Source organism: Mesorhizobium sp. M7A.F.Ca.CA.002.15.2.1 (genome assembly GCF_003998715.1).
In the GTDB taxonomy this organism is placed as follows: domain Bacteria; phylum Pseudomonadota; class Alphaproteobacteria; order Rhizobiales; family Rhizobiaceae; genus Mesorhizobium; species Mesorhizobium ciceri.
On record NZ_RZPI01000919.1, the window covers coordinates 1 to 1,699 of the forward strand.

Genomic DNA, 1,699 nt, shown 5'->3' on the forward strand with positions numbered 1-1,699 from the left:
ACTCGTGCTGGGTCATGCGAACGGCTATTTCCGCAGCAGCGGCGATCCGCAAATCGACCAGCTCTACGACAGCGATCATGACCGCTGGCTGGACGCGATCCTCGCCCGCTACCGCTTGCCCAGTTCCTCCTACGAGCGTCACAATCCCGATGGCCGCTGGTATCAGGTCTACGACATGCGGACCGACGACGGCACCTTCATCGGCGTTCGCGTCGACATCTCCGAGATCAAGAGCCGCGAGGCGGCATTGCGCGATTCCATGCGCCAGATCGACCTGTTCCGGCATGTGATGGACGAGTTGCCGGTGGCCGCCTTCATCAAGGCGCAGGACCTGAGCATCGAATTCGTCAACAAGGCCTGGTGCGCGATCACCGGCTTGGCCAAGGAGGATGTCATCGGCCGCACCGACCGGCAGTTGTTCGGCGCGCAGGACGCGGATGGCTACAGCCATGACGACACGCAAGTCGCCGTGACGGGCGTCGTCAAGGAGGTCGAGGAACCCGTCACCCATCGCGACGGCACGGTTCGGCAGTTGATGACCCGCAAGAGCCGCCTGGTGGCGCTGGACGGGTCGGTGCATCTGGTCGGTTCGAGCACCGACATCACCGACGTCAAGGCACGCGAGCGTGCGCTGGAAGAAAGCATGCGCGAGAACGAGGTGTTCCGCAGCCTGATCGACAATGTGCCGGTATCGATCTACGCCAAGCGCTCCGATCTCAGGCAGTTCTATGTCAACAAGGGTTGGTGCGATCTGACGGGCTTCAGCAAGGAAGAGGCCATCGGCAAGACCGACATCGAGATTTTCGGGCCGGATGGCGAGGCCTTCGTCAATGGCGACCTCGCCGTGCTGCGCACCGGCGAAACTCAGGAGGTCGAAGAGACGGTCACGCTGGCCGACGGCAGCGTCAGGCATCAATTCGCCCGCAAAGGCGCGATGATCGCCTCCGACGGTTCGCTCTACCTGATCGGCTCGACCACCGACATCACCGAGCTGAAGATGCGGGAGGCCGAACTGCGCGAGGCGCGTCAGCGCGCCGTGCTCGCCGACCGCGCCAAGTCGGAATTCCTCGCCAATATGAGCCATGAGATACGCACGCCGATGAACGGCGTGCTCGGCATGGCCGAACTGCTGGCCAAATCGGACCTCGACCCGAAGCAGAAGACGTTTACCGACATCATCGTGAAGTCGGGCAATGCGCTGCTCACCATCATCAACGACATACTGGATTTCTCCAAGATCGATGCCGGTCAGTTGGTGCTCGATCCGGCGCCCTTCAATCTGGCCGAGGCGATCGAGGACGTGGCGACGCTGGTGTCGACGCGCGCCAAGGAGAAGGACCTCGAGCTGATCGTACGTGTCGAGCCTCGGCTCGAGAGCCTATTCATCGGCGATGTCGGCCGCATCAGGCAGATCGTCACCAACCTGCTCGGCAATGCGGTGAAATTCACCGATGAGGGCCATGTGCTGGTCGACGTCACCGGCGAGAGGGTTCCAGCCGGAACGAAGCTCACCATTTCGGTCACCGATACGGGCATCGGTATCCCCGAGGAAAAACTGAAACTGGTCTTCGAGAAATTCAGCCAGGTCGACACTTCATCGACGCGGCGGCACGAGGGGACCGGCCTCGGCCTCGCCATCACCTCGCGGCTCGTCGAGCTGATGGGCGGCGACATCGGGGTCGAAAGCGCCGAAGGCAAG

General features: G+C 62.4%; 1 protein-coding gene. It reads left to right on the forward strand.

Features of this window, described 5'->3' with window-relative positions; all coding sequences use genetic code 11:
- The coding region (locus tag ENZ74_RS31110) for a PAS domain S-box protein (RefSeq protein ID WP_127313272.1) at positions 1-1,699 on the forward strand (1,699 nt) is incomplete at both ends.